Source organism: Novosphingobium sp. LASN5T (genome assembly GCF_003856955.1).
Taxonomy (GTDB): Bacteria; Pseudomonadota; Alphaproteobacteria; order Sphingomonadales; family Sphingomonadaceae; genus Novosphingobium.
On sequence record NZ_RQSI01000014.1, the window covers coordinates 88943 to 114433 of the forward strand.

The 25491-nt window shown below is 64.5% G+C and carries 37 protein-coding genes; 4 read left to right on the top strand and 33 right to left on the bottom strand.

All coding sequences use genetic code 11. The features are described from left to right. Positions 1 to 31: 31 nt before the first annotated feature. The 29 genes from gdhA to rpsL all read right to left on the bottom strand — a co-directional run bounded on the left by gdhA (position 32) and on the right by rpsL (position 19194). Positions 32 to 1387, bottom strand: a complete 1356-nt coding sequence (gdhA, locus tag EH199_RS11435) for an NADP-specific glutamate dehydrogenase (protein ID WP_124809380.1) — start codon at positions 1385 to 1387, stop codon at positions 32 to 34. Between the two features lie 154 nt (positions 1388 to 1541). Further along, a complete protein-coding gene (locus EH199_RS11440; RefSeq protein WP_124809381.1) occupies positions 1542 to 2303 on the bottom strand; it encodes an SRPBCC domain-containing protein in 762 nt (253 codons plus the stop codon). Between the two features lie 48 nt (positions 2304 to 2351). After that, positions 2352 to 3002: an adenylate kinase gene (locus tag EH199_RS11445; RefSeq protein WP_124809382.1), complete on the bottom strand. Its 651-nt coding sequence runs from the start codon at positions 3000 to 3002 to the stop codon at positions 2352 to 2354. Between the two features lie 46 nt (positions 3003 to 3048). Beyond that, a complete protein-coding gene (secY, locus tag EH199_RS11450) occupies positions 3049 to 4416 on the bottom strand; it encodes a preprotein translocase subunit SecY (protein ID WP_124809383.1) in 1368 nt (455 codons plus the stop codon). Between the two features lie 123 nt (positions 4417 to 4539). Continuing rightward, positions 4540 to 5019 carry a 50S ribosomal protein L15 gene (gene rplO, locus EH199_RS11455; protein ID WP_124809384.1) on the bottom strand — a complete coding sequence of 160 codons (480 nt, stop codon included), beginning with the start codon at positions 5017 to 5019 and terminating at the stop codon, positions 4540 to 4542. Positions 5020 to 5309: 290 nt separating this feature from the next. Then, positions 5310 to 5486, bottom strand: coding sequence for a 50S ribosomal protein L30 (gene rpmD / locus EH199_RS11460; protein WP_124809385.1), 177 nt, complete (start codon positions 5484 to 5486; stop codon positions 5310 to 5312). Between the two features lie 5 nt (positions 5487 to 5491). Next, positions 5492 to 6211, bottom strand: a complete 720-nt coding sequence (gene rpsE / locus EH199_RS11465; RefSeq protein ID WP_124809386.1) for a 30S ribosomal protein S5 — start codon at positions 6209 to 6211, stop codon at positions 5492 to 5494. 2 nt (positions 6212 to 6213) lie between these two features. Continuing rightward, positions 6214 to 6564: a 50S ribosomal protein L18 gene (gene rplR / locus EH199_RS11470; RefSeq protein ID WP_124809387.1), complete on the bottom strand. Its 351-nt coding sequence runs from the start codon at positions 6562 to 6564 to the stop codon at positions 6214 to 6216. Continuing rightward, positions 6564 to 7097, bottom strand: coding sequence for a 50S ribosomal protein L6 (gene rplF, locus EH199_RS11475; protein ID WP_124809388.1), 534 nt, complete (start codon positions 7095 to 7097; stop codon positions 6564 to 6566). Before rplF ends, rplR begins: the two co-directional genes overlap by 1 nt. Next, positions 7097 to 7492: a 30S ribosomal protein S8 gene (rpsH, locus tag EH199_RS11480; RefSeq protein ID WP_124809389.1), complete on the bottom strand. Its 396-nt coding sequence runs from the start codon at positions 7490 to 7492 to the stop codon at positions 7097 to 7099. Before rpsH ends, rplF begins: the two co-directional genes overlap by 1 nt. Positions 7493 to 7502: 10 nt before the next feature. Beyond that, the gene (gene rpsN, locus EH199_RS11485) at positions 7503 to 7808 is read right to left on the bottom strand and encodes a 30S ribosomal protein S14 (protein ID WP_124809390.1); all 306 of its coding nucleotides are present in this window, start codon (positions 7806 to 7808) and stop codon (positions 7503 to 7505) included. Between the two features lie 27 nt (positions 7809 to 7835). Beyond that, on the bottom strand, positions 7836 to 8417 hold the full coding sequence (gene rplE / locus EH199_RS11490) for a 50S ribosomal protein L5 (RefSeq protein WP_124809391.1): 582 nt from the start codon (positions 8415 to 8417) through the stop codon (positions 7836 to 7838). Beyond that, positions 8410 to 8727 (bottom strand): 50S ribosomal protein L24, encoded by a 318-nt coding sequence (rplX, locus tag EH199_RS11495; RefSeq protein ID WP_124809392.1) that lies wholly within the window; start codon positions 8725 to 8727, stop codon positions 8410 to 8412. The genes rplE and rplX overlap by 8 nt, the downstream gene beginning before the upstream one ends. Further along, entirely contained in the window at positions 8727 to 9095 is a 369-nt protein-coding gene (gene rplN / locus EH199_RS11500; protein WP_124809393.1) for a 50S ribosomal protein L14, read from the bottom strand. The genes rplX and rplN overlap by 1 nt, the downstream gene beginning before the upstream one ends. Positions 9096 to 9159: 64 nt before the next feature. Beyond that, positions 9160 to 9429 (bottom strand): 30S ribosomal protein S17, encoded by a 270-nt coding sequence (gene rpsQ, locus EH199_RS11505; protein WP_124809394.1) that lies wholly within the window; start codon positions 9427 to 9429, stop codon positions 9160 to 9162. Between the two features lie 11 nt (positions 9430 to 9440). Beyond that, complete coding sequence (rpmC, locus tag EH199_RS11510; protein ID WP_223806627.1) at positions 9441 to 9644, bottom strand: 50S ribosomal protein L29; 204 nt, start codon at positions 9642 to 9644, stop codon at positions 9441 to 9443. After that, positions 9644 to 10078: a 50S ribosomal protein L16 gene (gene rplP, locus EH199_RS11515; RefSeq protein WP_103728308.1), complete on the bottom strand. Its 435-nt coding sequence runs from the start codon at positions 10076 to 10078 to the stop codon at positions 9644 to 9646. Before rplP ends, rpmC begins: the two co-directional genes overlap by 1 nt. A 21-nt stretch (positions 10079 to 10099) precedes the next feature. Next, positions 10100 to 10795 carry a 30S ribosomal protein S3 gene (rpsC, locus tag EH199_RS11520; protein WP_124809395.1) on the bottom strand — a complete coding sequence of 232 codons (696 nt, stop codon included), beginning with the start codon at positions 10793 to 10795 and terminating at the stop codon, positions 10100 to 10102. 2 nt (positions 10796 to 10797) lie between these two features. Further along, positions 10798 to 11175, bottom strand: coding sequence for a 50S ribosomal protein L22 (gene rplV, locus EH199_RS11525; protein WP_124809396.1), 378 nt, complete (start codon positions 11173 to 11175; stop codon positions 10798 to 10800). Next, positions 11175 to 11453 carry a 30S ribosomal protein S19 gene (gene rpsS / locus EH199_RS11530; protein ID WP_124809397.1) on the bottom strand — a complete coding sequence of 93 codons (279 nt, stop codon included), beginning with the start codon at positions 11451 to 11453 and terminating at the stop codon, positions 11175 to 11177. Before rpsS ends, rplV begins: the two co-directional genes overlap by 1 nt. A 6-nt stretch (positions 11454 to 11459) precedes the next feature. After that, positions 11460 to 12296: a 50S ribosomal protein L2 gene (gene rplB / locus EH199_RS11535; protein ID WP_124809398.1), complete on the bottom strand. Its 837-nt coding sequence runs from the start codon at positions 12294 to 12296 to the stop codon at positions 11460 to 11462. 13 nt (positions 12297 to 12309) lie between these two features. Then, on the bottom strand, positions 12310 to 12615 hold the full coding sequence (locus tag EH199_RS11540) for a 50S ribosomal protein L23 (RefSeq protein ID WP_124809399.1): 306 nt from the start codon (positions 12613 to 12615) through the stop codon (positions 12310 to 12312). Continuing rightward, a complete protein-coding gene (gene rplD, locus EH199_RS11545; protein ID WP_124809400.1) occupies positions 12608 to 13231 on the bottom strand; it encodes a 50S ribosomal protein L4 in 624 nt (207 codons plus the stop codon). Before rplD ends, EH199_RS11540 begins: the two co-directional genes overlap by 8 nt. 3 nt (positions 13232 to 13234) lie before the next feature. Then, complete coding sequence (rplC, locus tag EH199_RS11550; RefSeq protein WP_124809401.1) at positions 13235 to 13993, bottom strand: 50S ribosomal protein L3; 759 nt, start codon at positions 13991 to 13993, stop codon at positions 13235 to 13237. 300 nt (positions 13994 to 14293) lie between these two features. After that, entirely contained in the window at positions 14294 to 14605 is a 312-nt protein-coding gene (gene rpsJ, locus EH199_RS11555) for a 30S ribosomal protein S10 (RefSeq protein ID WP_011444906.1), read from the bottom strand. 132 nt (positions 14606 to 14737) lie between these two features. Continuing rightward, positions 14738 to 15928 carry an elongation factor Tu gene (tuf, locus tag EH199_RS11560; RefSeq protein ID WP_124809402.1) on the bottom strand — a complete coding sequence of 397 codons (1191 nt, stop codon included), beginning with the start codon at positions 15926 to 15928 and terminating at the stop codon, positions 14738 to 14740. 140 nt (positions 15929 to 16068) lie between these two features. Beyond that, a complete protein-coding gene (gene fusA, locus EH199_RS11565) occupies positions 16069 to 18141 on the bottom strand; it encodes an elongation factor G (protein WP_124809403.1) in 2073 nt (690 codons plus the stop codon). Between the two features lie 124 nt (positions 18142 to 18265). Further along, positions 18266 to 18736, bottom strand: coding sequence for a 30S ribosomal protein S7 (rpsG, locus tag EH199_RS11570; RefSeq protein WP_124809404.1), 471 nt, complete (start codon positions 18734 to 18736; stop codon positions 18266 to 18268). Positions 18737 to 18822: 86 nt separating this feature from the next. After that, positions 18823 to 19194, bottom strand: coding sequence for a 30S ribosomal protein S12 (gene rpsL, locus EH199_RS11575; protein WP_124809405.1), 372 nt, complete (start codon positions 19192 to 19194; stop codon positions 18823 to 18825). A 565-nt stretch (positions 19195 to 19759) separates the two neighbouring features. On the opposite strand from rpsL, the gene EH199_RS11580 reads away from it, so the two are divergent. Both EH199_RS11580 and EH199_RS11585 read left to right on the top strand, forming a co-directional pair. After that, the gene (locus tag EH199_RS11580; RefSeq protein ID WP_190287235.1) at positions 19760 to 20503 is read left to right on the top strand and encodes an energy transducer TonB; all 744 of its coding nucleotides are present in this window, start codon (positions 19760 to 19762) and stop codon (positions 20501 to 20503) included. 163 nt (positions 20504 to 20666) lie between these two features. Then, on the top strand, positions 20667 to 20933 hold the full coding sequence (locus EH199_RS11585) for a glycine zipper 2TM domain-containing protein (protein WP_124809407.1): 267 nt from the start codon (positions 20667 to 20669) through the stop codon (positions 20931 to 20933). A 12-nt stretch (positions 20934 to 20945) separates the two neighbouring features. Here the strand turns inward: EH199_RS11585 and EH199_RS11590 are convergent, their stop codons facing one another. The 4 genes from EH199_RS11590 to EH199_RS25025 all read right to left on the bottom strand — a co-directional run bounded on the left by EH199_RS11590 (position 20946) and on the right by EH199_RS25025 (position 22988). Continuing rightward, on the bottom strand, positions 20946 to 21458 hold the full coding sequence (locus tag EH199_RS11590; protein WP_223806628.1) for a winged helix DNA-binding protein: 513 nt from the start codon (positions 21456 to 21458) through the stop codon (positions 20946 to 20948). Between the two features lie 41 nt (positions 21459 to 21499). Beyond that, the gene (locus EH199_RS11595; protein ID WP_124809408.1) at positions 21500 to 21946 is read right to left on the bottom strand and encodes a hypothetical protein; all 447 of its coding nucleotides are present in this window, start codon (positions 21944 to 21946) and stop codon (positions 21500 to 21502) included. A gap of 41 nt (positions 21947 to 21987) precedes the next feature. Continuing rightward, entirely contained in the window at positions 21988 to 22323 is a 336-nt protein-coding gene (locus EH199_RS11600; RefSeq protein ID WP_223806629.1) for a hypothetical protein, read from the bottom strand. A gap of 74 nt (positions 22324 to 22397) precedes the next feature. Continuing rightward, positions 22398 to 22988 carry a helix-turn-helix transcriptional regulator gene (locus EH199_RS25025; protein ID WP_124809409.1) on the bottom strand — a complete coding sequence of 197 codons (591 nt, stop codon included), beginning with the start codon at positions 22986 to 22988 and terminating at the stop codon, positions 22398 to 22400. 267 nt (positions 22989 to 23255) lie between these two features. Here EH199_RS25025 and EH199_RS11610 point away from each other — a divergent pair, with 267 nt between their 5' ends. Together EH199_RS11610 and EH199_RS11615 are read left to right on the top strand one after the other, a co-directional pair. After that, positions 23256 to 24863 carry a sensor histidine kinase gene (locus tag EH199_RS11610; RefSeq protein WP_124809410.1) on the top strand — a complete coding sequence of 536 codons (1608 nt, stop codon included), beginning with the start codon at positions 23256 to 23258 and terminating at the stop codon, positions 24861 to 24863. Next, the gene (locus EH199_RS11615) at positions 24860 to 25483 is read left to right on the top strand and encodes a response regulator transcription factor (RefSeq protein ID WP_124809411.1); all 624 of its coding nucleotides are present in this window, start codon (positions 24860 to 24862) and stop codon (positions 25481 to 25483) included. The genes EH199_RS11610 and EH199_RS11615 overlap by 4 nt, the downstream gene beginning before the upstream one ends. Positions 25484 to 25491: the final 8 nt, after the last annotated feature.

Genomic DNA, 25491 nt, shown 5'->3' on the forward strand with positions numbered 1-25491 from the left:
GGCATCCCCCGGCGACGCCGCCCGTTCCGCTTCAGACGACGCCGAACGCCAGCATCGCATCGGCCACTTTCTTGAAGCCGGCGATGTTCGCGCCCTTCACATAGTCGATATAGCCGCCGCCCTGATCGCCATAGGCAAGGCACGAGCTGTGGATGCCGGCCATGATGTCCTTCAGCATCTGCTGCAGCTCGTCTTCCTTCCACGCTCGGCGTTCGGAATTCTGGCTCATTTCCAGCCCCGAAACCGCGACGCCGCCGGCGTTGGACGCCTTGCCGGGGGCGTAGAGGATCTTCGCCGCCTTGAACACGTGCACGCCGTCAAGGTCGGTCGGCATGTTGGCGCCTTCCGACACGGCGCGGCACCCGTTGGCGATCAGCGTCTTCGCGTCCTCACCCAGCAGTTCGTTCTGCGTGGCGCAGGGCAGCGCGACGTCACACGGCACGCCCCACGGCGTCTTTCCTTCGTGGAACGTCGCGGCCGGGAACGCCTCCACATAGTCCTGGATGCGGCCCCGGCGGTGAGTCTTGTGCGTCTTGACCCAGTTGATCTTTTCCTGGGTGATCCCGTCCGGATCGTGGATGAAGCCGCCCGAATCGGACAGCGTCAGCACCTTGCCGCCCAGCTGGACGATCTTTTCTGCGGCGTGGGTGGCGACATTGCCCGATCCCGAGATCACCGCCGTCTTGCCGACAAGGTCTTCGCCTTTCGTCGCCAGCATGTTGGCCAGGAAATAGACCGCGCCATAGCCCGTCGCCTCAGTGCGGATCAGCGATCCGCCCCATTCCAGCCCCTTGCCGGTCAGCACACCGGTAAAGTTGTTGGTGATCCGCTTGTACTGGCCGAACATGAAACCGATTTCGCGGCCGCCCACGCCGATGTCGCCCGCCGGCACGTCCACGTCGGCGCCGATGTGGCGATAGAGCTCGGTCATGAAGCTCTGGCAGAAGCGCATGATCTCGCGCACGCTCTTGCCCTTGGGGTTGAAGTTCGACCCACCCTTGCCGCCGCCCATCGGCAGCCCGGTCAGGGCATTCTTGAAGGTCTGCTCGAACGCCAGGAACTTCAGCACGGATTCGGTCACCGAAGGGTGAAAGCGGATGCCGCCCTTGTAGGGGCCGATCGCGTTGTTGTTCTGCACGCGCCAGCCACGCTGGACGCGGATGTTGCCGTTGTCGTCCTCCCAGCAGACCCGGAACGAGACCACCCGGTCCGGCTCGGCGATCCGGCGCAGGATCTGCTGCGCGTGGTATTCTTCCTTGTCGGCGATGAAATCGAAAATGTCCTCCGCAACCTCCTGCACCGCCTGGACGAACTCCGGCTGGTAGGGGTTGCGCTTCTTGACGCCTTCCATGAAGGTCGGCAGGTCAACATGATCGGAAACGGCCACGGTCTTCTCCCCTTGCGCCATGCCTGGTTGGCTGGCTTCGGAACACGCCTGCGGCCCGTGTCGCGCCTGCCCCGGTTCAGCCCGAGTCGCGCTTTTGTTTCCGGGACATTAGCCGTTTTTCGCGCGGGCAAAAGAGCGCGCGCGCACAGGCGGGTCAGTGCCGCGGCGGCGTGCCCTGCCGCTTCGGCGGTGCCTTCTTCAACGCGGCATCGAACGCCGCCCGGGCGGCATCGTTGGCCGCATCGTCACCGCCCGGCGCTGCTGGCGCGGGCGCGGCGGGCGCAGGCGCCGCAGCTGCCTTCGCGGGTTGTGCGGTGGGCGCCTTGCCAGGCTTTGGCGCAGCGGCAGGAGGAGCAGCCGGAGTCGTCGATTTGGCGATATGCGCGGCCAGCAGCGAAATCTGCTCCGCCAGCATCCGGTCCACCGCCGGCGCGATCTGATCGACCTTGTAGCGCATGTACCCGCCGACGACGTATTCCCAGGTGATGTGCGTGCCCGTGTCGGTCGCGCGCAAAGCCATGGTCAGCGTGCCTGTCAGCGCCTCCGACTGGAGCGGCCCGAGCGCGCCGCTCAGCCGCAGCACGCGGTTCGGCTCGACGTAGATCACGCGCATGTGCTGCACGCCGCCGGCCTGCTGCGTAGCCGGTGCGCCCTTGGGCGGAGGAAAACGCTCGCAGAAGCAGCCGCCCACGGTCGGGCTGAGCGAAAGGTTGGCCCCGCTGCCGGAAAAGGTGTGGGCCGAAGACCACCAGGCGCCGGGCGTAGTCATGGCGCGCCACGTTTCGGCTGGCGTGGCGGCGACGTCGGCCACTTCGCGGATCACGAAGCCGACGTCGGACTGCGCCGTCACTTCGGCTGATGCCGGCGTGGCGATCGCACCCGCCAGCAAGGCGCCTACCAGAACCGTATTCCGCACAGGCGCCCCCCTTGGCTTGCCTCTCAGCCTAGTCCCGTCAGCGCCAGTCTATCCGTTCTTGAGAATCGCCTCAATAGCGGCCGTTACGGCGTCCATTTCGGCCATGCCGTCCACGCGCGAAACGATGCCGCGCGCCTCGTAGATCGGCAGGATCGGCGCGGTCTTGGCGCGGTATTCGGCCATGCGCGTGCGGACGGTTTCCTCGTTGTCGTCGGGGCGGCGCTTGAACTCGTGCCCCCCGCACTTGTCGCAGGTGCCGGCGACCTTGGGCTGCTCGAATTTGTCGTGATAGCCTTTGCCGCACGTCGCGCAGGTGTAGCGGCCGGTGATGCGCTCGACCAGCGCGTCCTCGTTCACTTCCAGTTCGATGACATGATCCAGCGCGCGGCCCCGGCTGGCGAGAATGGCGTCCAGCGATTCCGCCTGCGGCGCGGTGCGCGGATAGCCGTCGAAGATGGCGCCCTGCCCCGCCGGCATCGCGTCCAGCTCGTCGCCGATCAGTGCGGAGACGATCTCGTCCGACACCAGCTCACCGGCTTCCATCACGGCCTTGGCCTTCAGCCCCACCGGCGTGCCGGCCTTGACCGCGGCGCGCAGCATGTCGCCGGTCGAAAGCTGCTTCATGCCATGGCGCTCGACCAAGCGCTGCGCTTGCGTGCCCTTGCCCGCTCCCGGCGGCCCCAGCAGGATGATGTTCACTTCGGCATTCCCCCTTTTCTGCACCTCTCCGAGCAGCCGAGGCTGCTCAGCGCAGGCGTCCCTTCAGCTTGGCCTTCTTGATCAGGTCGCCATACTGGTGCGCCAGCAGGTGCGACTGGATCTGCGTGATCGTGTCCACGGTCACGTTGACCACGATCAGCAGGCTCGTGCCGCCAAAGAACAACGTGCCCATGCCCGTTTCGGCCATGATGTATTCGGGCACAACACAGACGATAGTAATATAGGCAGCGCCCAGCACAGTGATGCGGGTCAGCACGTAATCGAGGTAGTTCGCGGTGTTCTTGCCCGGACGGATGCCGGGGATGAAGCCGCCGTTGCGCTTCAGGTTGTCGGCGGTTTCCTCGGGGTTGAACACCACGGCGGTGTAGAAGAAGCTGAAGAAGATGATGCCCAGCGCATAGAGCAGCATATACAGCGGCTTGCCGTGGCCCAGGTACTGGTTCAGCGCGATCACCACCTTGCCCATCACCGAATCCGGCTTCAGCGCGTTGCCGGCGAACTGCGTGATGGTCAGCGGCAGCAGCAGCAGCGAGCTGGCGAAGATCGGCGGAATGACGCCGGCGGTATTGATCTTCAGCGGCAGGTGGCTGCGATCGGCGTTCATCATGCCGCGCTGCGTCGCGCGCTTGGGATACTGGATCAGCAGGCGCCGCGTGGCGCGCTCCATGAAGCAGATCATCACCACGAGCGCGAGGATCATGACGGTGACGCCCGCGATCACGAAGGGCGAGATCGAGCCGGTGCGCCCGCCTTCGAACAGGTTCGAGATGAACTTGGGCATCTGCGCGACGATGCCGGCCATGATGATCAGCGAAACACCGTTGCCGATCCCGCGCGAAGTGATCTGTTCGCCCAGCCACAGCAGGAACATCGTGCCGCCGATCAGGCTGACCACCGCGCCCACGCGGAACAGGTAGCCGGGGTTGACCACCGCCTGCAACCCGCTCGACGCGCCATAGGCTTCGAGGCCCGATGCGAGGAACCAGCCCTGCACCGCCGTCAGGAACACCGCGCCATAGCGGGTGTACTGGTTCAGCTTCTTGCGCCCGCTTTCGCCTTCCTTCTTCAGCGCGGCCAGCGCCGGATGGAGCGACGCCGCCAGCTGCACCACGATCGAGGCGGTGATATAGGGCATCACCCCCAGCGCGATCAGGCTCATGCGCTGCAGCGAACCGCCCGAGAAGGCGTTGAAGATATCGAGGATGCCGCCGCGCGTCTGGTCGTAAAGCGATTCCAGGATCAGCGGGTTCACCCCCGGCAGCGGCACGAAGCTGAGGAAGCGGAAGACGATCAGCGCGCCGATCGTGAACCAGATGCGGTTCTTGAGCTCGGTCGCCTTCGAGAAGTTGGCCAGGTTGAGGTTGCTGGCAATGTTATCGGCGCGTGATGCCATTTCGGGTTTCAAGCCTCGCTGTGGCGCCGGACTGAAAAACCGGCCCGCTTCACCTTATGAGCAAGCCCATATAGTGCGGGCGCGGGGATGCAAGAACCCCCGCGCCCGGAACAAGCGATAAAATCAGGCGGCCGGAGCGGCCTTGACGATCACTTCGACCGAACCACCGGCCTTTTCAACGGCTTCCTTGGCGCCCTTGCTGACGCCGGCCACCTTGAAGCTGACCTTGGCCGAGAACTCGCCCTTGCCCAGCAGGCGCACGCCGTCCTTGCCGCCACGGGCCAGGCCAGCGCCCTTGAGCGCGGCGTGATCGACCACCGAACCGGCATCGAGCTTGCCCGCCTCGATCGCCTTCTGGATCAGGCCCAGGTTCACCTCGGCATAGTCCTTGGCGAAGATGTTGTTGAAGCCACGCTTCGGCAGGCGCATGTGCAGCGGCATCTGGCCGCCTTCGAAACCGGCGATCGAAACGCCCGAACGCGCCTTGGCGCCCTTCTGGCCGCGGCCGGCGGTCTTGCCCTTGCCCGAACCGATGCCGCGTCCGACGCGCATCCGGCCCTTGCGGGCGCCATTGTTGTCACGAAGATCGTTCAGCTTGGTCATGTCTTGCACTCGCTTTCGCTTTGAGTCGCGCTTGATGGAATGGGCGCGCATAGGCGAAGCGGCGGGGCTTGTCACCCCGCAAATCTGCTCCCCGGCTTGCCGCTGCAAACCATCAAGCGCGGAAAGCCCACCCCGCTGCGACTGGCGCCGCCTACGCCGACGCAAGTCTCGCTCCCCTCCCGCTTGCGGGAGGGGTCGGGGGTGGGTCGCGCGCCACGACAAGATCGCCAAACAAAAAGCCCCGGCGTTTCCACCGGGGCTTCCTGATTGCGTTCGCCTGAACCCTTGGCTCAGTCGACCACTGCCACCATGTGCGGCAGCTTGGCCAGCGCGCCACGGACTTCGGCGGTGTCTTCCACCTCGACCACGCGGTGCATCTTGCCGAGACCCAGACCGACCAGAATCTTCTTCTGGCTTTCCGGGCGGCGGATCGGCGAACCGATCTGCTTGATCTTGATCTTCGCCATGTCTCTTACTCCACGATGGCTTCGGCGGCGGCTTCCGCCTCCACCGCGCTGGCGCCACCGCGACCGAGCAGGTCGGCGACCTTCTTGCCACGACGCTGCGCGACCGACTTCGGCGAAGTCTGGTCGGTCAGCGCGTCGAAGGTGGCGCGGATCATGTTGTAGGGGTTCGAGGTGCCGACCGACTTGGTCACCACGTCGTGAACGCCCAGGCTTTCGAAGACAGCGCGCATCGGGCCGCCGGCGATGATGCCGGTACCGGCCGGAGCCGAACGGACGTTGACCTTGCCCGCGCCGAAACGGCCCTTGCCGTCATGGTGCAGGGTGCGGCCTTCCTTCAGCGGAACGCGGACCATCTTCTTCTTGGCGGAAGCGGTGGCCTTGGTGATGGCTTCGGGCACTTCGCGCGCCTTGCCATGACCGAAGCCGACACGGCCCTTGCCGTCGCCGACCACGACCAGCGCGGCGAAGCCGAAGCGCTTGCCGCCCTTCACGGTCTTGGAAACGCGGTTGATGTGGACGAGCTTTTCGATCAGCTCCTCGCCACCTTCTTCCTCGTTGTTGCCACGACCGCGACGGTCGTCGCGACGGCCACGGCCGCCACGATCGCCGCGTTCACCACGCTCACCGCCACGACCACGGCCGCGACGACCTTCACGCTGCTCACCGGCGCCAGCGCCGGCTTCGACGGCGACGGCTGCGCCTTCCAGGTTGGTTTCGTCAGCCATGCTCAGAACTCCAGGCCGCCTTCGCGGGCAGCGTCAGCCAGCGCCTTGACGCGGCCATGGAACAGGAAGCCGCCGCGATCAAACACGACGGTGGTGATGCCGGCGGCCTTCGCCTTCTCGGCGATTTCCTTGCCGACCTTGGCTGCGGCATCGACGTTGGCGCCGATCGACTTCTCGCCCTTCACCAGCGTCGAAGCGGCGGCCAGCGTGCGGCCGGCGGCATCGTCGATGATCTGGGCGTAGATGTGGCGACCCGAGCGGTGCACCGAAAGGCGCGGACGCCCACCGGAGCGCGCCTTGAGCGCGGTGCGGACGCGGCGACGGCGGCGATCGAAGAGAGACAGCTTGGCCATTACTTCTTCTTCCCTTCCTTGCGGAAGATGTACTCGCCGCGGTACTTGATGCCCTTGCCCTTGTACGGCTCGGGCTTGCGCCAGCGGCGGATCTCGGCGGCTACCTGGCCGACCTTCTGCTTGTCGATGCCCGAGATTTCGACCGTGGTGTTATCCGGGGTCTTGATCTCGATGCCTTCCGGCACGGCGAAATCGACATCGTGGCTGTAGCCGAGCTGCAGCTTCAGGTTCTTGCCCTGCGAGTTGGCGCGATAGCCGACACCGGTGATTTCCAGAACCTTGGTATAGCCCTGGGTCACACCCGTGACGAGGTTATCGACCAGCGTGCGCTGCATGCCCCAGAAGGCGCGCGCGTGCTTGGTGTCGTTCGCCGGCTTCACGATGATGGCGTCGCCTTCCACCGTGTAGCTGATTTCGTCGCGCAGCGAGAGCGTGAGCGTGCCCTTGGGGCCTTTCACGGTCAGCACGCCGTCCGCGATGTTCGCGGTGACGCCACTCGGGATCGTCACCGGCCTTTTGCCGATGCGGCTCATCAGAACACCTCCGCCAGCACTTCGCCACCGACGTTGGCAGCGCGCGCCTCGGCATCCGAGAGCACGCCACGCGGCGTCGAGACGATGGTGATGCCAAGGCCGTTGCGCACCACCGGAAGTTCCTTGGAACCCGAATAGACGCGGCGGCCAGGCTTGGAGACACGGGCCACGTGCTTGATCGCGGGCTGGCCCTCGAAATACTTCAGCTCGATGCGAAGCTGCGGGTGCAGACCCGTGTTGTCTTCGCTGAAGCCACGGATGTAGCCTTCGCGCTGAAGAACCTCGAGCACGTGGGCGCGCAGCTTCGACGCGGGCGAAAGGACGGAATCCTTCTTCGCCTGCTGGCCGTTGCGGATGCGGGTGAGCATATCACCCAGGGGGTCGGTCAATGCCATCGGATGATCCTTACCAGCTCGACTTGGTCACGCCGGGGATAAGCCCCTTGTTGGCGAGGTCGCGCAGCTCGACGCGGCACAGGCCGAACTTGCGGTAGTAGCCACGCGGGCGGCCGGTGGTGTTGCAGCGGTTGCGCACCCGGGTCGGGTTCGCGTTGCGCGGCAGTTCCGCCATCTTGAGGCGCGCGATCAGGCGCTCGGTTTCGTCGAGCGCTTCGTCGTCGGCCTGGGCCTTCAGCGCGGCATACTTGGCCGCATACTTCTGAACGAGCTTCTTGCGCTTCTCGTTCTTGTTGATCGAACTCAGTTTCGCCATGGACTTAAGCTCTTCCTAAATTCTGGCTCAGGCGGCCTGCTGCTGTTCAGCAGCTTCCTGCGGGAACGGGAAACCGAAAAGACGCAGCAGTTCGCGCGCTTCTTCGTCCGTCTTGGCGGTGGTGGTGACGATGATGTCCATGCCACGCACCTTCTCGATCTGATCGTAGCTGATCTCGGGGAAGATGATCTGCTCTTTCAGACCCATCGCGTAGTTGCCGCGACCGTCGAACGACTTCGGGTTCAGACCACGGAAGTCGCGGATACGGGGCATCGCGATGGTGACCAGGCGGTCGAGAAATTCGTACATGCGTTCGCGGCGCAGGGTAACCTTGCAACCGATCGGCATGCCTTCACGCAGCTTGAACTGCGCGATCGACTTCTTCGCCTTGGTGATCACGGGCTTCTGGCCGGCGATCAGCTCCATTTCCGCGGCGGCGGTCTGGACCTTCTTCTTGTCCTGGCTCGCTTCGCCGACGCCCATGTTGAGCGTGATCTTCTCGATCTTCGGGATTTCGAGCGCGTTCTTGTAGCCGAACTTCGCCTGCATCGCCTTGGCGATCTCGTCGGCGTACTTCGTCTTCAGGCGCGGAACGTACTTGTCAGCCATCGATCGTCTCCCCGGACTTCACGGCGACGCGGACCTTCTTGCCGTCCTTCGTTTCGAAACGAACGCGGGTCGGCTTGCCGTCCTTGTCGGCGATGGCAACCTTCGAGATGTGCATCGGCGCTTCACGGCGATCGATGCCACCCTGCGGGTTCTGCTGGCTCGGCTTGCGGTGACGCGCGGCGATGTTCACGCCGGCAACGACGATCTTGTCTTCCTTCGGGAGAACCTGGAGCACCGTACCGGTGCGGCCCTTGTCCTTGCCCGAGCGGACGACGACGCTGTCACCCTTCTTGATCTTGGCGGCAGCCATTACAGCACCTCCGGAGCGAGCGAGATGATCTTCATGAAACCGCGGCCACGCAGTTCGCGCACCACGGGGCCGAAGATACGCGTGCCGATCGGCTCTTCGTTCTTGCCGACGAGCACGGCGGCGTTGCTGTCGAAGCGGATCACGCTGCCGTCGGGACGGCGCACGTCCTTCTTCGTGCGAACGATAACGGCGCGGTGCACGTCACCCTTCTTCACGCGGGCGCGCGGCTGCGCTTCCTTCACCGACACCACGATGATGTCGCCGACGCCGGCAAAACGGCGCTTCGACCCGCCCAGCACCTTGATGCACTGGACGCGCTTCGCGCCGCTGTTGTCCGCGACGTCGAGATTGGATTGCATCTGGATCATTGATCCGGTTCCTTCTCACTGGCTTGCCGGAACCAGTCCGGCAGTTCCAAAATTGTCGCTGCTCTTAGACGTCCGCTTCGACGGCGGTGCCCTTGCCGGCCTGGACCCGTTCGATAACCTTCCAGGTCTTCAGCTTGGAAACCGGCGCGGTCTCTTCGATCCGCACCGTTTCACCGGTCTTGTAGGCATTCGCCTCGTCATGGGCGTGATACTTCTTCGAGCGGCGGATGATCTTCCCGTAGAGCGGGTGCTTCACCTTGCGCTCGACCTTCACGACCACGGTCTTGTCGGTCTTGTCGGAGACCACGGTCCCGATAAGGATACGCTTGGGCATCGTGTGACTCCTTACGCCTTGGCAGCCTGAGAACGCTCAGTCTGCAGCGTCTTGATGCGAGCGATGTCGCGGCGCACTTCCTTGATGCGCGCCGGACGTTCGAGCTGGTTGGTCGCAGCCTGGAAGCGCAGGTTGAACTGCTCGCGCTTCAGTTCGGCAAGATCGGCCGAAAGCTGGTCATCGCTCTTGACGCGCAGGTCTTCGAACTTGGCCATTATTCGCCTCCCAGGTGCGAGGTGTCGCCAAGACGGGCGACGACCTTGGTCTTGATGGGCAGCTTCATCGCGGCGCGGCTGAACGCTTCCGCGGCGAGCGGACCGGCAACGCCGTCCAGTTCGAACAGGATGCGGCCCGGCTTGACGCGGGCTGCCCAGTATTCGACCGAACCCTTGCCCTTGCCCTGACGGACTTCGGCGGGCTTCTTCGAAACCGGCACGTCGGGGAACACGCGGATCCACAGGCGTCCCTGACGCTTGATGTGGCGCGTGATCGCACGGCGGGCGGCTTCGATCTGGCGCGCGGTGACACGCTCCGGCTCCAGCGCCTTCAGGCCATAGGAGCCGAAGTTCAGGTCCGTACCGCCCTTGGCGTCGCCCTTGATCCGGCCCTTGAAGGCCTTGCGGAACTTGGTCTTCTTCGGTTGCAGCATGGTGCTTCTCTATCCTGAGCCTCAGCGCGCCGGGCGGACGCCGGAGGTTTGAGCCTCCATCATCAGCCGGTCCTGCGCCATCGGGTCGTGCCCCAGGATCTCGCCCTTGAAGATCCAGCACTTGATGCCGATCACGCCATAGGCGGTCAGGGCTTCGGCTTCGGCGTAGTCGATGTTCGCGCGCAGCGTGTGCAGCGGAACGCGACCTTCGCGGTACCATTCGACGCGGGCGATTTCCGCACCGCCGAGACGGCCGCCACACGTGATCTTGATGCCTTCGGCGCCAAGACGGAGGGCGGACTGCACGGCGCGCTTCATCGCGCGGCGGAAGGCGACGCGGCGGATGAGCTGGTCGGCAACACCCTGGGCGACGAGCTTGGCGTCGATTTCCGGCTTGCGGATTTCAACGATGTTCAGCTTCACGTCGCTGCCGGTCATCGTGGCCAGCTTCGAGCGCAGCTTCTCGATGTCCGCGCCCTTCTTGCCGATGATCACACCGGGACGGGCCGCATAGATCGACACGCGGCACAGCTTGGCCGGACGCTCGATAACCACCTTCGAAATCGCGGCCTGCGGCAGCGTTTCGACGATGAACTTGCGGATCTGAAGGTCTTCCTTGAGCAGCTGCTCGTAGTTGCGCCCTTCGGCGTACCAGCGGCTGTCCCAGGTGCGGTTGATCTGCAGGCGCAGACCGATGGGGTTGGTCTTGTGACCCATGATCAGGCCTCCTCGACTTCGCGGACAACGATCCGCAGCCGCGAGAACGGCTTGAGGATCCGGGTCGACTTGCCACGACCACGCGTGTGGAAGCGCTTCATCGTGATCGACTTGCCGACCGAGGCTTCCGCCACGACCAGCGCGTCAACGTCCAGGTTGTGGTTGTTTTCCGCGTTGGCGATCGCCGAAGCGAGAACCTTGCGCGCGTCAACCGCCATCGCCTTCTTCGAGAAGGCAAGGATGTTCATGGCCTCTTCGGCCTTGCGGCCGCGGATCAGGCCCGCAACGAGGTTCAGCTTCTGGGCCGAACCGCGGATCTGCGTGCCGACCGACAGCGCTTCCTTGTCGCCGACGCGACGGGGTGCCTTAGGCTTGCTCATCAGCGCTTGCCCTTCTTGTCAGCGGCGTGGCCGGGGAAGTTGCGCGTGGGCGCGAACTCGCCAAGCTTGTGGCCGACCATCTCTTCCGAGACGGAGACGGGGATGAACTTCTGGCCGTTGTAGACGTTGAACGTCAGGCCAACGAACTGCGGCAGGATCGTCGAACGCCGCGACCAGGTCTTGATCGGGCCGGCGCGGGTACCAGCGTCCTGAGCGGCTTCCGCCTTCTTCAGGAGATGCAGGTCGACGAAGGGGCCCTTCCAGACGGAACGTGCCATGGTCGATTACCTCTTCTTCTTCGCGTGGCGCGAACGGATGATGAACTTGTCCGTCTGCTTGTTGTGACGGGTGCGGGCGCCCTTGGTCGGCTTGCCCCACGGCGTCACAGGATGGCGGCCGCCCGAAGTCCGGCCTTCACCACCACCATGCGGGTGGTCGACCGGGTTCTTGGCGACACCGCGCGTCAGCGGACGCTTGCCCAGCCAGCGGTTGCGGCCGGCCTTGGCAAGGTTCTGGTTCGAGTTGTCGGGGTTCGACACCGCACCCACGGTGCCCATGCAGTCACCGCGCAGGTAGCGCTGCTCGCCCGAGTTCAGACGGACGATGACCATGCCGCGGTCACGGCCGACGAGCTGCACATAGGTGCCCGCCGAACGCGCGATCTGGCCACCCTTGCCCGGCTTCATCTCCACGTTGTGGATGATGGTGCCGACCGGCATCTGCGACAGAAGCATGGCGTTGCCCGGCTTCACGTCGGTCTTTTCGCCGGCGACGACGACGTCACCAACGGCCAGACGCTGCGGCGCCAAGATATAGGCCTGCTCGCCGTCCTCGTACTTGACGAGAGCGATGAACGCGGTGCGGTTGGGGTCGTATTCCAGACGCTCGACGGTGGCCGGCATGTCCCACTTGCGACGCTTGAAGTCGATGTAGCGGTACTTCTGCTTGTGGCCGCCCGCGATGCCGCGCGAGGTCACATGCCCCTTGTTGTTGCGGCCGCCGGTCTTGTTCTTGCCTTCGGTCAGCGCCTTGACGGGCTTGCCCTTCCACAGCGACGACTTGTCGACGAGGATCAGGCCGCGGCGCGCGGGGCTGGTCGGATTGTAGTTCTTGAGTGCCATGGTCGTGCGCGCCTCAGATACCGCTGGTCACGTCGATCGACTGGCCAGCAGCCAGCGTCACGACGGCCTTCTTGACGTCCGAACGGCGATAGGGCTTGCCCTTCCACCGCTTGGTCTTGCCCTTCTGGGTCAGGGTGTTCACACCCGTGACCTTCACGTTGAAGAGGGCTTCGACCGCCGCCTTGATCTCCGGCTTGGTCGCGGAATCCGCCACCTTGAAGACCACGGCGTTGTGCTCGCTGAGCAGCGTCGCCTTTTCGGTGATGTGGGGAGCCACGATCACGTCATAGTGACGCGTGTCGATTGCGTCCTTAGCCATTGAAACGCGCCTCCAGCTTTTCGACCGCGGCGCGCGTCAGCACCAGCGTATCATGCTTCAGGATGTCGTAGACATTGGCGCCGACGGCGGGGAGCACGTTCACGCCAACCAGGTTGGCCGAAGCGCGGGCGAAACCTTCGTTCACCTGTTCACCGTCGATCACCAGCACCTTCTTGCCGAAGCCCGCCTTGGCGAGCTGGCCAGCCAGCGCCTTGGTCTTGGCGTCCTTCAGCTCCAGGCTGTCGACGACCACCAGACCCTGCTGGGCCTTGGCGGAGAGCGCCATCTTGAGGCCGAGCGCGCGAACCTTCTTGTTCAGCGAGATGTTGAACTCGCGAACGCGCGGGCCGTGCGCCTTGCCGCCGCCGATGAACACGGGCGCCTTGCGGTCGCCGTGACGGGCGGTGCCGCCGCCCTTCTGGCGGCCGAACTTCTTGCCGGTGCGGGCGACGTCGGAACGTTCGCGCGCCTTGCGGGCAATGCCGCGACGGTTTTCAAGCTGCCACGTCACGACGCGATGCAGGATGTCGGTGCGCGGCGCGATGCCGAACACGTCATCCGAAAGCTCGACGTCGCCAGCGGCGCTACCGTCCAGATTGAGGACCTGAACCTTCACGACTTAGCCCTCCTGGCCTTCGGTCGACTCGACCGCCGCGACGTCTGCCGCAGGCGTGTCGGCCGGAGCCGCATCGTTGTTGTTGGCGACCTGCTTGAGGCCGGCGGGGTACGGGGCTTCCGCGTGGCGATCGACCTTCACGGCGTCGCGGACGAGCAGCCAGCCGTTCTTCGCGCCCGGGACCGAGCCCTTGACGAAGATCAGCCCGCGTTCGTCGTCGGTGCGGACGACTTCGAGGTTCTGCTGGGTGCGCTGACGGTCGCCCATGTGGCCGGCCATCTTCTTGTTCTTGAAGACGCGGCCCGGATCCTGGCGGTTACCGGTCGAACCGTGGGCACGGTGCGAGATCGAGACGCCGTGCGTCGCGCGCATACCGCCGAAACCCCAGCGCTTCATGGCGCCGGCGAAGCCCTTGCCCTGCGTGTGGCCGGTGATGTCGACATACTGCCCGGCGACGAAGTGCGAAGCGGCGATGGTGGAGCCGACATCGAGCAGCGCGTCGTCAGCGACGCGGAACTCGGCGACCTGCATCTTCAGCTCGACTTCCGCCTTGGCGAAATGTTCGCGCTGCGGCTTGGCGACGTTCTTCTGCTTGGCCTGGCCTGCACCCAGCTGCAGCGCGACGTAACCGTCGCGGTCTGCGGTGCGGACCGAAACCACCTGGCAATTTTCAAGCGAAAGGACGGTGACCGGCACGTGCCGACCATCTTCCTGGAAAAGGCGGGTCATCCCGACCTTCTTCGCGATCACGCCGGTGCGCATGATCCAATACTCCATCACAGAGGCCTGCGAGGCCCATCCCCGCAGGCGTGTTCAGCCCGTATTGTGAAGCATGCCCCGTCCGGGCTGAGTGCCCCCGCATAACGGGAGCGAACGGGGGACGCTTGCCCGGCCAGTTGCCCCGAAGGACGAATGCCGGAGGTATCCCAAGAATGAAAAGCTTCAGCTTTTCGTTCGCTGCCCTCGCGAAAGCGAGGACCTCGGGCCGGTTTGAAGAACCTGAGAGGTTCGATCCGGCCTCTTGAGACCCCCGCTTGCGCGGGGGCTGAAACGCAAGCTGGGTTACGCCAGCTTGATCTCGACGTTGACGCCGGCCGCGAGGTCCAGCTTCATCAGCGCGTCGACAGTGGCCGCGTTCGGCTGCACGATGTCGAGCAGGCGCTTGTAGGTGCGGACCTCGAACTGCTCACGCGACTTCTTGTCGATGTGCGGTCCACGGTTGACGCAGAACTTCTCGATGCGCGTCGGCAGCGGAATGGGGCCCCGGATGAGAGCGCCGGTGCGGCGCGCGGTGTCCGCGATTTCTCCAGTGGCCTGGTCAAGTACGCGATGATCAAAGGCCTTGAGGCGAATGCGGATATTCTGGGCTTCCATGTCCGTTTACCGATGCGAAAGAGCAAAAACAAAACCGGCCATCCCACCCATCATCCCGAAGGACAAAGCGGGCCGACCGATCAAAAAACCGGCCGGCGGGAGAGCGAATCTCCCGCCGGTGCGCGGCCTATATTACTTCGTGATCTTGCTGACAACCCCCGAACCGACGGTCCGGCCGCCTTCGCGGATGGCGAAGCGAAGACCTTCGTCCATGGCGATCGGCGCGATCAGCTTGACCGACAGCGTGATGTTGTCGCCCGGCATCACCATTTCGGTGCCTTCGGGAAGAACGACTTCACCCGTCACGTCGGTGGTGCGGAAGTAGAACTGCGGGCGGTAGTTGGCGAAGAACGGCGTGTGACGGCCACCTTCGTCCTTCGACAGCACGTAGACTTCGGCCGAGAATTCGGTGTGCGGCGTCACCGAACCGGGCTTGGCGAGAACCTGGCCACGCTCGACTTCTTCACGCTTGATACCACGGATCAGCGCACCGATGTTGTCGCCGGCTTCGCCCTGGTCGAGCAGCTTGCGGAACATTTCGACGCCGGTGACGGTGGTCTTGGCGGTGTCCTTGAGGCCGATGATCTCGACTTCTTCACCCACCTTGATGATGCCGGTTTCGATACGGCCGGTGACGACCGTACCACGACCCGAGATCGAGAACACGTCTTCGACGGGCATCAGGAAGGGCTTGTCGGTCGGGCGCGGCGGCTGCGGGATGTAGCTGTCGACAGCGGCCATCAGCTCGTTGATCGAGTTCTTGCCGATCTCGTCGTTGCGGCCTTCAAGGGCAGCGAGAGCCGAACCCTTGATGATCGGAATATCGTCGCCCGGGAAATCGTACGACGACAGCAGTTCGCGCACTTCCAGCTCGACCAGCTCGAGAATTTCCTCGTCGTCAACCTGGTCGACCTTGTTCATGTACACGACCAGCGCCGGCACGCCGACCTGGCGGGCGAGCAGGATGTGTTCGCGGGTCTGCGGCATCGGGCCGTCAGCGGCGTTCACGACCAGGATCGCGCCGTCCATCTGGGCGGCACCGGTGATCATGTTCTTCACGTAGTCGGCGTGACCCGGGCAGTCGACGTGCGCGTAGTGACGGTTGGCCGTCTCGTACTCGACGTGGGCGGTCGAGATCGTGATGCCGCGCTCGCGCTCTTCCGGAGCCTTGTCGATGTTGGCATAGTCGGTGAACGTCGCGCCACCGGTTTCCGCGAGCACCTTGGTGATCGCGGCGGTCAGCGTGGTCTTGCCATGGTCGACGTGACCGATGGTGCCGATGTTGCAGTGCGGCTTGTTCCGCTCAAACTTAGCCTTGGCCATTGTTCAAACCTTCTTTTCACTAGCTGTTGATTGCTGTTGGAGACGGCACCCGCCAGACTCGCGCCAGAAAATCAGGCGCCGCCCCTAGCCTGATCCGCGGGATCAGGCAAGCTTTCCTATGTTCCCCCGATCGAACCCGATCAGGCGAGCTTCGACTTGAGTTCGGTCGCGACGTTCGCCGGCACTTCATCGTAGTGCGAGAACTGCATCGTGTACTGCGCGCGGCCCTGGGTGAAGGACCGCAGCTGGTTCACGTAGCCGAACATGTTGGCCAGCGGCACCATCGCCTCGACCACCTGGGCGTTGCCCCGGCTGTCGGTGCCCTGGATCTGGCCACGGCGGGAGTTGATGTCGCCGATCACGTCGCCCATGAACTCTTCCGGCGTCACGACCTCGACCTTCATGATCGGTTCGAGGACCTTGATGCCAGACTTCTGGGCCACTTCGCGCATCGCGCCACGGCCGGCGATTTCGAAGGCCAGGGCCGACGAGTCGACGTCATGGTAGGCACCGTCGTACAGCAGGATTTCGAAGTCGATGATCGGGAAGCCGATCAGCGATCCGGTTTCCGCCGTCTCACGCATGCCCTTCTCGATCGCGGGGATATATTCCTTCGGAATGTTACCGCCCTTGATCTCGTCCTTGAAGGTGATGCCCGAACCGCGCTCGCCCGGCGTGACCTTGACCTTCACGCGGCCGAACTGACCCGTACCGCCCGACTGCTTCTTGTGGGTGTAGTCGATGTCCACCGGCTTCGCGAGGTATTCGCGATAGGCCACCTGCGGGGCACCGACGTTGGCTTCCACCTTGAACTCGCGACGCATGCGGTCGACGAGGATTTCGAGGTGGAGTTCGCCCATGCCCTTGATGATGGTCTGGCCGGATTCGTGGTCGGTCGAAACGCGGAACGAAGGGTCTTCGGCCGAGAGACGGTTGAGCGCGATGCCCATCTTCTCCTGGTCGGCCTTGGTCTTCGGCTCCACCGAAAGCTCGATCACCGGCTCGGGGAATTCCATCCGCTCCAGAATGATCGGCGACTTTTCCGAACACAGCGTATCGCCCGTGGTGGTCTCCTTGAGACCGGCCAGCGCCACGATGTCGCCCGCATAGGCCGTATCGATGTCCTCGCGGTTGTTGGAGTGCATCAGCAGCATGCGGCCGACCTTCTCCTTCTTGTTCTTCACCGAATTCAGGTAGCTGCCCTTGGTCAGCGTGCCCGAATAGATGCGGGTGAAGGTCAGCGAACCGACGAAGGGATCGTTCATGATCTTGAACGCGAGCGCCGAGAACGGGGCATCGTCCGCGGTCGGACGGCTGTCCGGCTCGTCCGTGTCGGGGTTCACGCCCTGCACGTCGGGAATGTCGAGCGGCGAAGGCAGGTAATCGACGACGGCGTCGAGCAGGGGCTGCACGCCCTTGTTCTTGAACGCCGAGCCGCACAGCACCGGCACGAACGCCTGGCCCAGCGTGCCCTTGCGGATCAGCGCCTTGAGCGTCGCCACGTCGGGCTCGTTGCCTTCGAGGTAGGCTTCCATCGCGTCGTCGTCCTGTTCGACGGCGAGTTCGACCAGCTTCGAGCGGTATTCCGCGGCTTCGTCGGCCATGTCCGCCGGGATCTCTTCATAGAAGAACTCGGCGCCGAGCGATTCGTCCTTCCAGATGATCGCGCGGTTCTCGACCAGGTCGACGAGACCCTTGAAATCGCTTTCCGCGCCGATCGGCAGATAGAGCACGGCCGGGGTCGCGCCCAGGCGATCGATGATCGTCTGCACGCAGTACTTGAAGTTCGCGCCGGTGCGGTCGAGCTTGTTGATGAAGCACATGCGCGGCACGTTGTACTTGTCGGCCTGACGCCACACCGTTTCCGACTGCGGCTCAACGCCGGCAACGCCGTCGAACGCGGCAACCGCGCCGTCCAGCACGCGCAGCGAACGCTCGACTTCGATGGTGAAGTCGACGTGGCCGGGGGTGTCGATGATGTTCAGGCGATGGTCGTTCCAGAAGCAGGTCGTTGCGGCCGACGTGATCGTGATGCCGCGTTCCTGTTCCTGTTCCATCCAGTCCATGGTCGCGGCGCCGTCGTGCACTTCGCCGATCTTGTAGGACTTGCCGGTGTAGTAAAGGATGCGCTCGGTCGTCGTCGTCTTGCCGGCGTCGATGTGCGCCATGATGCCGAAGTTGCGATAGCGCTCGAGCGGATGGCTGCGGGCCATGGGGGTTTCCTTGGGTTCCGGAGGGGCCTGATGGATTCAGGCCCGCCCCATATGGTTACTTGCGTGACCGTTTAAAGACGGGCGGCCCTGCCAGCCGGTGACGGCGGCGGGGCTGCCGGCCTTTTTACCACCGGTAGTGGCTGAACGCGCGGTTCGCGTCGGCCATGCGGTGGGTGTCTTCGCGCTTCTTCACGGCGTTGCCGCGGTTGTTGGCGGCGTCGAGCAGCTCGGCCGACAGGCGCGCCGACATCGTCGTTTCCGAACGGTTGCGCGCGGCCGTGATCAGCCAGCGGATCGCCAGCGCCTGGGCGCGTTCCGGACGGACTTCGACGGGGACCTGGTAGGTCGCACCGCCGACGCGGCGCGAACGCACTTCGATCTGCGGCTTCACGTTGTTCAGCGCATCGTGGAACAGCTGCACCGGATCCGCCTTGGCGCGGGTCTGCATGGTGTCGAGCGCACCGTAGACGATGCTTTCGGCGACCGACTTCTTGCCGTCGAGCATGAGGTTGTTCATGAACTTCGACAGGACCTGATCACCGAACTTGGGATCGGGCAGGATGACCCGCTTTTCGGGCCTACGACGACGAGACATCTTGAATTCCTTCTGATCGGGCCAGCGGCCCACATCCACCGACCGGCAGGGCGCGGCCCATCGGCGCGCGCCTGCCCGGGATTAGCTCACTTCGGACGCTTCGCGCCGTACTTCGAGCGGCTCTGCTTGCGATCCTTCACGCCCTGCGTGTCGAGCACGCCGCGCAGCACGTGATAGCGCACGCCCGGAAGGTCGCGCACACGGCCGCCGCGGATCAGCACCACCGAGTGCTCCTGCAGGTTGTGGCCTTCGCCCGGGATGTAGGAAATGACTTCGCGCTGGTTCGTCAGGCGAATCTTGGCGACCTTGCGAAGCGCCGAGTTCGGCTTCTTCGGAGTCGTGGTGTAAACGCGGGTGCAGACACCGCGCTTCTGCGGGTTCTGCTCCATGGCAGGGACCTTGCTCTTGGCCTTCTGCGGAACGCGACCCTTGCGGATCAGCTGGTTGATAGTGGGCATGAAGTACTCTTCACCTTGATTGTGGCACGGCCGGCAAAGGTGAAGGGTCGAAAGTCCGCCGGTCGGGTGGCCCCGGGCAAACAGCCCCTGGCCCGGACCCTGCCTGCGCAGGATCGTCCCTCGGCGAGCCTGAAACGCTCCACCCGGGCAAACAGCGCCGGGTTACTTTGACGGATTGCATGGCAAGGCGGACGCCGCGACGATTCGCGTGCCCGGCCCAACAGCGAAAGCCTCAAGACTGACGGAAAACCGCCGCCCGAGGCCTGCATACGCACCGGCAATGTTCAGCTCTACAGCCGATCGCGAGCCTTGCGACCCCGTCGACCGAGCGGGCCATTACGAGGAAACCGCCGGAACGTCAAGGACAGGCCCCGCGTGGACCGCGGCACGCAACAGCGAACAGGGCGTTCCGAACGGAACGACTCCGTCTCTTTAAATCCACTATTTTGGTAGAGATTTCGCTTCGGCGCGCGGTCGATCGATGGTATGTTGCATCATTACGATGATCGTCCCACCCCGGACGGCCGGGACAAACGGGACGACGCAAGCCGAGAGAGGTGTGCCGATGGTCCACGTTGATGAACGCGGTAACTGGCGAACGGGCGCCGCCATGCGTCTGGTCGAAGGGAGGCTGGGCGGAAAACTGGGCGGAAGACTGGGCACGGCCGCCGCCGTGACGGCGCTGCATGTCGGCATCGGCATGGCGCTGCTGTCCACTTTCGCGGGCGGGGTGATCGCGGAAACGGTTCGCGATGCCTTGCCGACGATGTGGTTCGCCCCGCCTGCCCCTCCGCCCAAGCCATTGCCCACGCTCGAACCGAAAGCCGCGCGCGACAAGCAGGAGATCAAGGTTCCCGACAAGGGCATCGACCTCGACGCCGGCAAGGACCTGTTCCTGGGAGCCAATGACAAGGTAACTCCTGTCGATCCGGGAACCCTGACGATCGGCGGAGGCGATCTTGGCGGCGATGTCGGCGGCCTCGGACCGACACCGACGCCCTCGCCCATGTTCACGCCCAAGGCGGCCCGTCCTCGCGGCGATGCCGGCCTGTGGATCACCCGCAACGATTACCCCACCCGCGCGATCCGTGAAAACTGGGAAGGCCTCACCAGGTTGCGGCTGGGCATAGGCGCCGACGGGCGGGTCACCGGCTGCGAAGTGATCGGCAGCAGCGGGCATGACGAACTCGACCGCGCGGCCTGCGCCAAAGTAAGCGCACGCGCCCGGTTCGATCCCGCCACCGACAAGGATGGCGCGAAAACCGCCGGCAGCTTTACCACAGCGATCCGCTGGCAGATCACCGACTGACCGCACGGGAAGGGGCGCCGCATCCGGGTCGGCGTCCCTTACCCGGCATCGGCGCTCCCGGGCACCGGCGTTCCCCGGCAACCTCGGCGTGCGCCATCACCGGGAACCGGTAAGGGTTCCGATCGTTGCGCCACCATATTCCAAGCCAATCGGGGGAAACTTCATGACCTTTCGCATCAAATCCTCGCTGACCGCGGTCATTGCGGTCGCCGCCCTCGCCGCTACCTCGCCGGCGCAGGCGCGCGATTGCAGCAAGCGGATCAGCAAGACCGGCGGCGCGGTGATCGGCGCGGTCGGCGGTGCAGTGCTCGGCAAGGTCATCGCGGGCGGAACCGCCGGCACGCTGATCGGCGCGGCGGCGGGTGGCGTTGCAGGCCATGAGATCGCCCGCAAGAACAAGAACAAGTGCCGCTACGAACGCCGGCGCTGACCACGAACGGCATCAGATTCCGAGGCTGGACGCATTCACGCCATCGCCGATGTTGGCCAGCATCGCGTCGAGGAAATCATCCATCGCCGCGTTTCCCCGGACGGTCAGCCGCACGAAGGTGCGTCGGCCGTCCTTGCCGTCGCTCTCGCGCTCCACGAAACCGCGGGCTTCCAGAATACGCAGCCATCGCAGCGCGGTGGTCGGGGGCACATGCGCCCCGATACAGGCGCTGGTGGTCGGCACACGCCGGCTTTCGCGCCCGGCAACGTAAAGATCCAGCAGTATGTCCCACGTCGGCTCTCCGAACAGGTCGGCGGGGAACAGGCGGCTTCGGCGCCGCCGCGCGGCGTAGAGTTCGCGGGCGAGAGTGATCCGCGCGTCGTGCTGCGCGTCGGCACCGCGCAGGGCGCTTCCCGCCTCCGCGGTCATGCCGCCAGAATAGACGGCATTGCCGTTCGCCACCGTGGTCTGCTCGCCGTTGGGCATCGCGCGGCCTTTCGCCGCGCGGATGTGAGGTACGGTCATGTAACGGGAATATCCCTGAAAATGGGGCGGTGGGCTGGCCTTCAGGCCCACCGCCAGCATTGATACGGGCCAATCCGGCGTTCCCGGTTCATGTGGGCCACGGTCCCGATCAACAGGACCATCAGCTGCAACAGGAATGGCATCTGCGTGAGCACCCAGTACGCACGCCGGGCCATCGTCAGATCCCACAGCTTGGCGACATGCCCTACCATCACGATCATCTGGCCGGCGCCAACGAGCAGGGGCCACCCGCGGTTGGCGTAGAGGGCGATCGACAGCAGCGCGCAGAACGCCCAGCTATCGATCACGACGTGGCCGGGATTGACCGCGTACCACACGGGGTCACCGAACACCGCGTGGTTGACGAGATCAAGGACGAACGTCGACAGCAGGACCGCAGCCGTCAGTCGCTCCGGCTCGCCGCCCTTGCGGGCGGCAACAAGCACGACAGCGAAGAGCAGGATGCGGGTCAGCCAGATGTAGGACATGCCTGTTCACATGAAACGGACGGATCGGCCACCGGAAAGCATCAGGCCGCGACCCCGGTCACGACCGCGGATTCATCGAGGCTCGCATTGACCGGGGGGCAGCCGTCGTTGCCACCGTTCGTCTCCACCGCAATCTCGCTGAGACGGCCGTGGACGCGGGCAAGTTCGCCGCCGGCCGTGAGCATCGATTGCTGGCTCTTCGCCAACCGCAGAAGCGCATCCTGCCCCATGAACGGCGCCGCACCGCTTTCGCGTCGCGCGCTGACCATCGTGGCGAAAAGCCGTGCCTGCCGGATCAGCGCCTCGTCAAGCGCACCTTCGGCATCGTGGAGATCCCGCGTGATACGCATCTGTGCAACCTGGGTATTCATCGTCATCGTCGTACCCTCCTCTCAGCGGCGAAGATCGCGCCGCTGCCATTGCAGCATCGTGGAGGAGATGCGACGGCGGGTCAGTGATCGATGATCGTCGAAAGCTGGGCGAACATGGTCAGCCCCCCCAGCACGATCAGAATCAGGAACAATGCGATCGCCACGATCGCGCCAAGCCGAAGCAGGGTTCCGTATGGCCCGTCGAACATCTCCGGGAGGACATGATAGGCCGTGTCGCCAGGCGCCTTTCCGGAGACGAAGGCCATTGCCTGGCCCGTCGCCGAAAACCTTGCCTGCATCGCCTCGGTCTCGCCCCGCGGGGGCTTGACCGTGGCGACGGTCTGAACCGCCTCACCGGCCGGCATCGTGACTTCCCGGACCGGATCGTGCGCTTCCTCGCCGTCACCGTCGATGTGGGAGAAATCATATACGGGCTGTTCGTATATCGTCTTGAGCCGCCGATAGGCCTGCGCCACCTCGTTGCGCGTGGCGACGCCCAGCTTACCGCGCGCCAGCAATATCCGCTGGTCCACGGTATGTGGCGAAATGCCGAGCAGGCGCGAAATTTCCTTCGAGGTCTTGTGCTGGATCAGCAGATCCAAAACTTCCCGCTGCTTCGACGTCAGCGCCGCCAAGGGGTTGCCCCCATTCTCTTCGGCACCGCTTGTCATCGCTTCAACGTCCATCCATTCGACCCGCCACAAACCTTCGCCCGATCGATCCGAGAACCAATTTGAACTAATCGGCGACTAAATCCAAACAAAGATTAACGATATTTTCGGAGGTATTGCACCGTCACGGAGCAAGCCTCCCGCCTGCGCGCCTGAGGACTTCCGCCTCATGCCCGTTGCGAAGCGCCTCTTTCCGCCGGTACATGGTCTTCGGCACGCAGGGGGAAAGACGTGGAGCGCCAGTTGTTTTCGCGACGACGGAGCCGATTGCTGGCGCTGAGCCGGCTGATGCTGGCCCTAATCTTCATCGCCGCGGTCTGGCTCGATCCGGTGCAACCGACACGTTCGGTCGCCGCCACCTACACCCTTCTGATCGCCTATGCTGCGTGGTGCGGGTTCGCCACCGTCATCGCCTTCCGCAGCTGGTGGTACGATTTCCGGCTGGCCCGGCTGATGCACGTCATCGATATCGCGATCTTCACGGCCGCGACCTACATGACCGAATCCGCCTTCAAGGAATTTTCCAGCCCGTTCATCGTCTTTGCATCGTTCATCCTGATTGGCGCCTCGCTGCGCTGGGGATGGCGCGGCGTGCTCTGGACGGCGCTGGCACTGGTGCTGCTGAATTTCGCGCTCGGCCTGCTGATGCATTCCCTTCACCTCAGCATCGATCCCTACCGTTTCAGCCGGCGGCAGGGCTACACGATCGGGCTGGCGATCATGATGCTCTGGCTGAGCACCGGCGGCGACCGGGCCAGCGCGCCGCGATTGCCGGAACCGCCGGGGCTGCCGGGCCTGCGCCACGACGCGATCATGACAACGATCCTCGACCACGCGCGCACCGTGCTGGGTGCCACGGGCGGCGCCATCGCGCTGGCGGACGGCGAGGAGCCGTGGGTGGAAATCATGATCGCCAGCGGAGGTGCCACACGGGCGCTGCGCGTCGGCCCCGGCCCGCTGCTGACCGAAATCGAGATTTCCTGCCGTCCCACCCTGTTCGACGGCCAGCGGCATCGCCAGTTGTGGCTGGACACCGACGGAATGGTCAACCACGCGAGCGAACGGCACGTCTGGCATCTCGCCACGCTGTGCGAGGTGAAAGAAGGCCTTGCCGCCTCGATCGGCGCGGCCCGCGGACCGGGCCAGCTTCTGCTGTGGGGCATCCGCGGCATCTCGCCCGATGACCTGCCGCTGCTGGCGCAAATGACGCGCGATGCCGAACAGGCGCTCGATCGCGAGGACGTGGCGATGCTGGCGCGCGCGCGGGAAGTTTCGAACCTGCGCAACGCCCTTGCCCGGGACTTGCACGATAGCGTCGCACAGTTTCTCGCCGGCACGCTGTTCCGGCTGGAAGCGTTGCGGCGCTGGATCCGCGAGGGCAACGATCCCGACACCGAAATTGTCGCGATCAAGGAAGCGCTGCGGCGCGAACAGGCGCAAATGCGCAGGATGATCGAGCGCCTGCGCCTTGGCGAAAAGGGGGATCGCCGGACCGATCTGACCGAGGAGCTTGGCACGCTGCTGGAAGAACTGGGGCATCACTGGGCCATCGAAACCCGACTGGATGCGCCACCCGGTCCGTTGCTTGTCCCCATGGATCTGGCGCACGAGATACGCCAGATCACAAGAGAGGCCGTGGCGAATGCGGTTCGGCACGGTCGGTGTCGTCTTATAGGGGTTAACCTTATTCAAGACGATGGAACGCTCAAGATGATTGTCAGCGATGACGGCTCCGGTTTCCCCGCCGACAAGGCGCACGCCACCCCCCGTTCGATCAGCGAGCGGGTAGAGGCGCTGGGCGGCATGCTGGCCATCGACAACAGTGCGCGGGGCGTGACCCTGCGCATCGCGCTTCCGGAAAGGACGGGCGCATGATCCCGATTCTTGTGGCTGACGATCACGGCTTCATCCGCGCCGGCGTGGAAGCGGTATTGCGCGGCACGCCCTTCCAGGTAGTCGCTACCGCCGCCAGCGGGGAGGAAGCGCTGGCCGCGATCGAGCAGCACAATCCCGCCGTGGTGCTGCTGGACATCAACATGCCCGGCCTGAATGGCGTGGCGGCATTGGAAGCGCTGCGCGAAAAAGGCGACGAACGTCCGGTCGTGCTGCTCACCGCCGAGATCACCGATCGGCAGCTCATGGCCGTCATGCGGGCGGGCGTGCAGGGCATCGTGTCCAAGGATGGCGCGGAAAGCGAGCTGGTCCAGGTGCTGGAACGGGTCCATGCCGGCGAAAAGGCAATCGCCCCGGCCTTCCTGCAACGCGCGCTCGATTTGTCGCTCAAGCCCGTCATCAACCCTTTCGCCAAGCTCAACGCGCGCGAGCGCGACATTACCAGGCTTGTGGCCAAGGGCATGCGGAACCGGGAAATAGGGCAGCAGCTGAACATCGGCGAGGGGACCGTGAAGGTCTATCTCCATGCCATATATCAGAAGCTGAACATCGAGAACCGCACCGAACTGGCGCTGATGGTGGTCAACGACGAGATCGGTTGAAGCGCGCG

What these genes read in the sequence shown, in the direction of transcription:
- secY (WP_124809383.1), bottom strand. Translation starts at nt 4,416, where the DNA reads ATGGCATCACGCGCCGATAACATTGCCAGCAACCTCAACCTGGCCAAC.
- rplO (WP_124809384.1), bottom strand. Translation starts at nt 5,019, where the DNA reads ATGACCAAGCTGAACGATCTTCGTGACAACAATGGCGCCCGCAAGGGC.
- rpmD (WP_124809385.1), bottom strand. Translation starts at nt 5,486, where the DNA reads ATGGCGAAGATCAAGATCAAGCAGATCGGTTCGCCGATCCGCCGCCCG.
- rpsE (WP_124809386.1), bottom strand. Translation starts at nt 6,211, where the DNA reads ATGGCTGACGAAACCAACCTGGAAGGCGCAGCCGTCGCCGTCGAAGCC.
- rplR (WP_124809387.1), bottom strand. Translation starts at nt 6,564, where the DNA reads ATGGCCAAGCTGTCTCTCTTCGATCGCCGCCGTCGCCGCGTCCGCACC.
- rplF (WP_124809388.1), bottom strand. Translation starts at nt 7,097, where the DNA reads ATGAGCCGCATCGGCAAAAGGCCGGTGACGATCCCGAGTGGCGTCACC.
- rpsH (WP_124809389.1), bottom strand. Translation starts at nt 7,492, where the DNA reads ATGGCATTGACCGACCCCCTGGGTGATATGCTCACCCGCATCCGCAAC.
- rpsN (WP_124809390.1), bottom strand. Translation starts at nt 7,808, where the DNA reads ATGGCGAAACTGAGTTCGATCAACAAGAACGAGAAGCGCAAGAAGCTC.
- rplE (WP_124809391.1), bottom strand. Translation starts at nt 8,417, where the DNA reads ATGGCTGACAAGTACGTTCCGCGCCTGAAGACGAAGTACGCCGACGAG.
- rplX (WP_124809392.1), bottom strand. Translation starts at nt 8,727, where the DNA reads ATGGCTGCCGCCAAGATCAAGAAGGGTGACAGCGTCGTCGTCCGCTCG.
- rplN (WP_124809393.1), bottom strand. Translation starts at nt 9,095, where the DNA reads ATGATCCAGATGCAATCCAATCTCGACGTCGCGGACAACAGCGGCGCG.
- rpsQ (WP_124809394.1), bottom strand. Translation starts at nt 9,429, where the DNA reads ATGCCCAAGCGTATCCTTATCGGGACCGTGGTCTCCGACAAGACCGAC.
- rpmC (WP_223806627.1), bottom strand. Translation starts at nt 9,644, where the DNA reads ATGGCCAAGTTCGAAGACCTGCGCGTCAAGAGCGATGACCAGCTTTCG.
- rplP (WP_103728308.1), bottom strand. Translation starts at nt 10,078, where the DNA reads ATGCTGCAACCGAAGAAGACCAAGTTCCGCAAGGCCTTCAAGGGCCGG.
- rpsC (WP_124809395.1), bottom strand. Translation starts at nt 10,795, where the DNA reads ATGGGTCACAAGACCAACCCCATCGGTCTGCGCCTGCAGATCAACCGC.
- rplV (WP_124809396.1), bottom strand. Translation starts at nt 11,175, where the DNA reads ATGAGCAAGCCTAAGGCACCCCGTCGCGTCGGCGACAAGGAAGCGCTG.
- rpsS (WP_124809397.1), bottom strand. Translation starts at nt 11,453, where the DNA reads ATGGCACGTTCCGTCTGGAAGGGCCCCTTCGTCGACCTGCATCTCCTG.
- rplB (WP_124809398.1), bottom strand. Translation starts at nt 12,296, where the DNA reads ATGGCACTCAAGAACTACAATCCGACCAGCCCCGCGCGCCGCGGCCTG.
- EH199_RS11540 (WP_124809399.1), bottom strand. Translation starts at nt 12,615, where the DNA reads ATGGCTAAGGACGCAATCGACACGCGTCACTATGACGTGATCGTGGCT.
- rplC (WP_124809401.1), bottom strand. Translation starts at nt 13,993, where the DNA reads ATGCGCACCGGCGTGATCGCGAAGAAGGTCGGGATGACCCGCCTTTTC.
- rpsJ (WP_011444906.1), bottom strand. Translation starts at nt 14,605, where the DNA reads ATGGAAGCCCAGAATATCCGCATTCGCCTCAAGGCCTTTGATCATCGC.
- tuf (WP_124809402.1), bottom strand. Translation starts at nt 15,928, where the DNA reads ATGGCCAAGGCTAAGTTTGAGCGGAACAAGCCGCACTGCAACATCGGC.
- fusA (WP_124809403.1), bottom strand. Translation starts at nt 18,141, where the DNA reads ATGGCCCGCAGCCATCCGCTCGAGCGCTATCGCAACTTCGGCATCATG.
- rpsG (WP_124809404.1), bottom strand. Translation starts at nt 18,736, where the DNA reads ATGTCTCGTCGTCGTAGGCCCGAAAAGCGGGTCATCCTGCCCGATCCC.
- rpsL (WP_124809405.1), bottom strand. Translation starts at nt 19,194, where the DNA reads ATGCCCACTATCAACCAGCTGATCCGCAAGGGTCGCGTTCCGCAGAAG.
- EH199_RS11580 (WP_190287235.1), top strand. Translation starts at nt 19,760, where the DNA reads ATGGTCCACGTTGATGAACGCGGTAACTGGCGAACGGGCGCCGCCATG.
- EH199_RS11585 (WP_124809407.1), top strand. Translation starts at nt 20,667, where the DNA reads ATGACCTTTCGCATCAAATCCTCGCTGACCGCGGTCATTGCGGTCGCC.
- EH199_RS11590 (WP_223806628.1), bottom strand. Translation starts at nt 21,458, where the DNA reads ATGACCGTACCTCACATCCGCGCGGCGAAAGGCCGCGCGATGCCCAAC.
- EH199_RS11595 (WP_124809408.1), bottom strand. Translation starts at nt 21,946, where the DNA reads ATGTCCTACATCTGGCTGACCCGCATCCTGCTCTTCGCTGTCGTGCTT.
- EH199_RS11600 (WP_223806629.1), bottom strand. Translation starts at nt 22,323, where the DNA reads ATGACGATGAATACCCAGGTTGCACAGATGCGTATCACGCGGGATCTC.
- EH199_RS25025 (WP_124809409.1), bottom strand. Translation starts at nt 22,988, where the DNA reads ATGACAAGCGGTGCCGAAGAGAATGGGGGCAACCCCTTGGCGGCGCTG.
- EH199_RS11615 (WP_124809411.1), top strand. Translation starts at nt 24,860, where the DNA reads ATGATCCCGATTCTTGTGGCTGACGATCACGGCTTCATCCGCGCCGGC.